The organism is Parvibaculum sp. (assembly GCF_049672805.1).
GTDB lineage: Bacteria > Pseudomonadota > Alphaproteobacteria > Parvibaculales > Parvibaculaceae > Parvibaculum.
Genome location: NZ_JBATWS010000360.1, coordinates 1 through 5,486, shown reverse-complemented (window position 1 = coordinate 5,486; position 5,486 = coordinate 1). Strand labels below are relative to the sequence as shown.

Annotated in this window: 8 protein-coding genes; 3 read left to right on the top strand and 5 right to left on the bottom strand. The window is 60.9% G+C overall.

The window, feature by feature from the left end; all coding sequences use genetic code 11:
- From hisH to hisB, 3 genes are all read right to left on the bottom strand, one after another.
- Positions 1-522: imidazole glycerol phosphate synthase subunit HisH (hisH, locus tag WBF74_RS11345; RefSeq protein ID WP_424439721.1), on the bottom strand; the 522-nt coding region annotated here is incomplete at its 3' end.
- Between the two features lie 5 nt (positions 523-527).
- Entirely contained in the window at positions 528-1,016 is a 489-nt protein-coding gene (locus WBF74_RS11340) for a DUF2628 domain-containing protein (protein WP_424439718.1), read from the bottom strand.
- 105 nt (positions 1,017-1,121) lie between these two features.
- Positions 1,122-1,733 (bottom strand): imidazoleglycerol-phosphate dehydratase HisB, encoded by a 612-nt coding sequence (gene hisB, locus WBF74_RS11335; protein WP_424439724.1) that lies wholly within the window; start codon positions 1,731-1,733, stop codon positions 1,122-1,124.
- 413 nt (positions 1,734-2,146) lie between these two features.
- Here hisB and WBF74_RS11330 point away from each other — a divergent pair, with 413 nt between their 5' ends.
- From WBF74_RS11330 to hslU, 3 genes are all read left to right on the top strand, one after another.
- Positions 2,147-2,677: a pyridoxamine 5'-phosphate oxidase family protein gene (locus WBF74_RS11330; RefSeq protein WP_424439715.1), complete on the top strand. Its 531-nt coding sequence runs from the start codon at positions 2,147-2,149 to the stop codon at positions 2,675-2,677.
- A 114-nt stretch (positions 2,678-2,791) separates the two neighbouring features.
- Entirely contained in the window at positions 2,792-3,346 is a 555-nt protein-coding gene (gene hslV, locus WBF74_RS11325) for an ATP-dependent protease subunit HslV (RefSeq protein WP_424439712.1), read from the top strand.
- A gap of 51 nt (positions 3,347-3,397) precedes the next feature.
- Positions 3,398-4,705 (top strand): ATP-dependent protease ATPase subunit HslU, encoded by a 1,308-nt coding sequence (gene hslU / locus WBF74_RS11320; protein WP_424439709.1) that lies wholly within the window; start codon positions 3,398-3,400, stop codon positions 4,703-4,705.
- A gap of 123 nt (positions 4,706-4,828) precedes the next feature.
- Here hslU and WBF74_RS11315 read toward each other — a convergent pair whose 3' ends face one another.
- The gene (locus tag WBF74_RS11315) at positions 4,829-5,194 is read right to left on the bottom strand and encodes a helix-turn-helix domain-containing protein (RefSeq protein WP_424439706.1); all 366 of its coding nucleotides are present in this window, start codon (positions 5,192-5,194) and stop codon (positions 4,829-4,831) included.
- The coding region (locus WBF74_RS11310; RefSeq protein ID WP_424439703.1) for a Smr/MutS family protein at positions 5,191-5,486 on the bottom strand (296 nt) is incomplete at its 5' end. The genes WBF74_RS11310 and WBF74_RS11315, both read right to left, overlap by 4 nt.

Here is a 5,486-nt window from a genome sequence, read left to right as displayed (position 1 = left end):
GCCATAATCGACACGCGCGACAAGCGTTTCGGGTTCGGCAACCGCGAAGGCATAGGAATGCACGAAATAGGCATGGGTCGCGGGCATGTCTGCGAGCAGCGGGTGCGGCCGGATGATTTCAAGCTCGTTCCAGCCCATATGGGGGATCTTGAGCGAGGCATCTGCCGGTTCGATCTTCACGACCTCGCCGCCGATCCAGCCAAGCCCCTTATGCGTGCCATGTTCAAGCCCGCGCTCTGCCATGAGCTGCATGCCGACACAGATGCCAAAAAAGGGTTTCGCTTCCTTGCGTACGGCCTCGTTCAACGCGTCTTCCATGCCGGGCACGGCGCGAAGCCCCGCCGCGCAATCACCAAAAGCACCGACCCCCGGCAGCACGATGCGGTCTGCGCTGCGCACCGCCTCAGGGTCGCTCGTGACCAGCACATCGGCTGAAAGTCCTGCCTCACGCGCCGCGCGCTCAAAGGCCTTGGCGGCGGAGCGGAGATTGCCGGAGCCGTAATCGATGATGGCGACTTTCATGTCGATCAGAGTCCTGTTCTCGTGCCGGGATCGGGGAAGAGCCCCATCACCTCGCCCGTGCCGCGCGGGGCGGGCTTGCGCGGCCATATCGGCGCATTGACCGGCGGCAGCAGATCATCGGTGAGCGGGCGATCCCATTTCGCAAAGAAGTTCCGCTCCGCCTCTTCAAGCGTGGTGCCGCCTGTCAGTCCGATCTCGCGGTAGCCCTGCCGCTCAAGTGTCCAGCGGCGAATGTCATTGCCTTCCGCGCCCAGCAGAAAGTTCAGCAGGAAGGAGGCAATCGCCGCAGCCGGCGCGCCAAAGGCCGCCTGCAGGAGAAAGGAAACCACGACCGTCAGCCCGATCCAGAGGCCGAGCGCCACCCATGCGCGATGCCAGACGAGCCATGCCCATGAGAAGGCAAAGGCGGGGAAGGAGAAACCCTCCTTCACCAGCTTGAGCCCCGCGCCATCAAGCGGCGCGCCGGGAAGCTCATGGACCGTGTAGATACGCATGAAATTCGTTCCGCCCGGCAGACCGGGCAAGCGGCTTCAATTCCGGCCCTATCTATGACAGATCGCGCGCGAAGGCCAGCGGCAAGGCCGGTTTTCCCGCCCGGTTCAGGTGCCGAGTACGCCCTTGGTGGAGGGGATGCGGCCGGCCGTGCGCGGGTCGAGTTCGATCGCGTCGCGAAGCGCCCGGGCAAGCGCCTTGAAGCAGCTTTCCACGATATGGTGATTATTCTCGCCATACATGTTTTCAACATGCAGCGTGATGCCAGCATTCTGCGCGAAGGCCTGGAACCACTCCTTGAAGAGTTCCGTGTCCATTTCGCCGAGCTTGGGTTTGGAGAAATTCACCTTCCAGACGAGATAGGGGCGCTGCGACACGTCAATCGAGACGCGGGTGCAGGTCTCGTCCATCGGGATGATGGCCGTTGCATAGCGGCGGATACCCTTGAAATCGCCCAGCGCACGGCGCACCGCCTCGCCGATCACGATGCCGGTGTCTTCCGTCGTGTGGTGGAAATCGATGTGCAGGTCGCCCTGCGCGCGGACCTTGAGGTCGATCAGCGAGTGGCGCGAAAGCTGCTCCAGCATATGGTCGAGGAAGCCGATCCCCGTATCGATGTCATATTCGCCCTGACCGTCGAGATCGAGCGAGACGAAGACATTGGTCTCCTTGGTCTTGCGCTCGACGGTGGCTATGCGGCCTTCGCTCTCGATCTGCATGATATCCGGTCCGGTCATTCTTTCGGTCTGGGCGGCTGACGGGCACTGTAACACGCCCCATATGGCTCTCTTCTGCCGCTTTTAACAGGGGGAACCGGGAACGGCCAGAGCTAAAGCCGCGGCTTTCAGCCGCCTCACCCCGTCACTCGAAACAATTTGAATCACAAATACTTACAGGACGTTAACCAATATTTCGGCGCGGCGTTCATCCATTACTTTAAGTACTTGTGTATCTACTTTGCAAAATATCACCAAGCCTTTGATTCAATATGGATCGGTCGGGCTTCACTGGTAGAAGACTGCGGCTCCTGTACTTCATCTAGAGCCTGAAATTTTAAAGGTGGTGCCGCGCGGCGGCGGGGTCCATATGTGAACAAGCCCGCTATCACGCCCGCATCAGGAGGGAAGCTGTCATGGCCTGGCAGACCACTCTCACCCCCGACCTCGCCCGCTTCATCGCCACGCGCGATCACTTCTACATGGGAACGGCCAATGCCGCCGGGCGGCCCTATATCCAGCATCGTGGCGGCCCGCGCGGCTTCCTCAAGATTCTGGATGAAAAGACGCTCGGCTATGCGGATTTTGCGGGCAACCAGCAATATGTGACGCTTGGTCACCTCAACGAGAACCCGCAGGTCTTTCTCTTCCTGATCGATTACCCCAACCGCCAGCGGGTGAAGATAAGGGGGCGGGGCCGTGTCGTGGCGGATGATCCGGCGCTCACCCGCTCGCTTGCCGACCCCTCCTATAAGGGCCGGGTGGAGCGGGCGATCCTGATCGAGCTGGACGAATGGGACATGAACTGCCCGAGTCACATCCAGCCGCGCTGGGACGCTGCCGACCTCACGCCTGCCTTTGAACGGCTGGAACGGCGTATCCGGGAACTGGAAGAGAAAGTCCGCAACCTGGGCGGCGATCCGGGCGAGTTTCATTTGCCGGAATAGGTGGGCTCTCCTGTGGCGAGAGTGCGCTCTTGACCCGGTGGCGGGTTGCCGCCACATGGTAGCGACAGCAGCCGGCTTCCGCCGCACACCCTGAAAGCAACCCGCAGGAACAAGATGACCGCTTCCCACGACCCGATCCAATGGCATGGCACCACCATTCTCTCCGTCCGCAAGGGCGGGCGCGTGGTTGTTGCGGGGGACGGGCAGGTGTCCATGGGCCACACCATCATGAAGGGTAATGCGCGCAAGGTCCGCCCGCTCGGCAAGGGCGATGTGATTGCGGGCTTTGCGGGAGCGACCGCCGATGCCATGACGCTTTTCGAGCGGCTCGAAGCGAAGCTTGAGCAATATCCCGGTCAGCTCATGCGGGCTTGCGTGGAACTCGCCAAGAACTGGCGCACCGACAAATATCTCCGCCGCCTCGAAGCCATGATGATCGTGGCGGATGCGCAGACCACGCTGGTGCTGACGGGCAATGGAGATGTGCTGGAGCCGGAAGCAGGGATTGTCGGTATCGGCTCCGGCGGCAATTACGCGCTCGCCGCCGCCCGCGCGCTTGCCGATAGCGATCTTTCCGCTGAAGAGATTGTCCGCAAGGCGATGGGCATTGCTGCCGATATCTGCGTCTATACGAACAACAATCTCACCGTTGAAGTGCTCGATGCGTAAGGCTCGCCTTCGCTTTTCCGTTTTGTCCTTACCGGAGTTTCCTTTCCCGTCATGACCAGTTTTTCGCCGCGTGAGATCGTTTCTGAACTCGACCGCTATATTGTCGGCCAGCGCGATGCAAAGCGCGCCGTTGCCATTGCGCTGCGCAATCGCTGGCGGCGCCAGCAACTGCCGGACAATTTGCGCGATGAAGTGCTGCCGAAAAACATTCTGATGATCGGGCCGACCGGCGTCGGCAAGACAGAAATCTCGCGCCGCCTCGCGCGGCTTGCCGAAGCGCCGTTCCTGAAAGTGGAAGCGACGAAGTTCACTGAAGTCGGCTATGTCGGCCGCGATGTGGAACAGATCATCCGCGATCTCGTGGAAATTGCGATCTCGCTCACCCGTGAAAAGCGGCGCAAGGATGTGCGCGCCAAGGCGCATCTCGCCGCCGAAAACCGTGTGCTTGAAGCGCTGGTCGGTGCCAATGCGAGCGAGGCAACGAAGGAGAGCTTCCGCAAGAAACTTCGCGCGGGCGAACTTGATGACAAGGAAATCGAGATTGAAGTCGCCGACAACAGCAGCGGCATGCCCACGCTCGACATTCCCGGCATGCCGGGTAGTCAGATCGGCATGATCAATCTCGGTGACATCATGGGCAAAGCCTTTGGTGCCCGCACCAGGCCGCGCCGCATGGCGGTAAAAGACAGCTATGAAGTGCTGATCGCGGAAGAGAGCGACAAGCTGCTCGATCAGGAACAGGTGATACAGGATGCGATCCGCTCGGTGGAGCAGAACGGCATCGTCTTTCTCGATGAGATCGACAAGATCTGCGCGCGCTCCGAACGACAGGGCGCGGATGTAAGCCGCGAAGGCGTGCAGCGCGATCTCCTGCCGCTTATTGAAGGGACGACCGTTGCAACGAAGCATGGCGCGGTGAAGACCGACCATATTCTCTTCATCGCCTCTGGCGCGTTCCACATCGCAAAACCCTCCGACCTTCTGCCGGAACTTCAGGGCCGATTGCCGATCCGCGTCGAACTCAACGCGCTTTCCAAGGAAGATGTGCGCCGCATCCTCACCGAGCCGGAAGCAAGCCTCATCAAGCAATATATCGCGCTGCTGGCGACGGAAGGCGTGACGCTTGAGTTTACCGATGACGGTATCGATGCGATTTCCGACATCGCCGCTTCCGTGAACGCGACGGTCGAGAATATCGGCGCGCGGCGGCTTCATACGGTGATGGAGCGCGTGCTGGACGAGATCAGCTTTTCTGCCACCGACCGCTCCGGCGAGACGGTGAGGATTGACGCTGCCTATGTGAATGAGCGGATCGGTGATCTGACGAAGAATATCGATCTGTCGAAGTTCATTCTCTGACGATGCGTACAGGTTTTCAAACTGCCTCTTCGTTATTGCGGGCGGTGCAGAGCAATCGAGCGGCAAGCTCATAGATTGCAGTCCCGGATTGCTTCGTCGCCTGCACCTTCGCGATGACGGAGATTATGTGCGGCGCTTGCGCTCATTCAGCAGGGCAAGCAGGCGGGTGATTTCGCCTTGCGTCATATGCGCTATTTCTTCCGCGAGGCGATTGGCGGCTTCGGTTGCCCCGGGCGCGAGGCCGGATGTGTCGATCACCACGCGCGGGTCTGACAGGCGCGCGAGGCGTTCGAGTTCTTCCGCTTCTTCCCAGATCACATTGAAATAGCCGATGATCGCCTGCACCAGCCGCCAGCTCGGGCGCCCGCGCTTGCCATGTTCGAGGGCGGAGAGATAGGCAGGTGTGACATGGAGCGCCGCCGCCATTTCCTTCAGTGTCAGGCCGCGCGCCGCGCGCAACTCCCTGAGCTTCTGTCCGAAGGGTGTCATCTCTTTTTTCTCAGCCAGACATAAAAGGCCCCACCGCCCCCATGTTTGGGATGTGCAGGCTGGAAGCCCGAGGCGTGAAGACGGAATGCTTCCTCATTCAGCCAGCGCGGCACGGCACCGCGCAGCACGCCCTGCCGCTCGGGCACTTCGTAAAAGGAGACGCCGTGCAGCGTATGGCGCGCATAAGGCGATGCGCCCTTGCCGGTGATGATGAGCACGCAGCGCAGCCCGCGCGAGCGCGAGCGGACGAGGAAATCAAGCAGCACCGTATAGGCACGCTCCTGACTGTGGC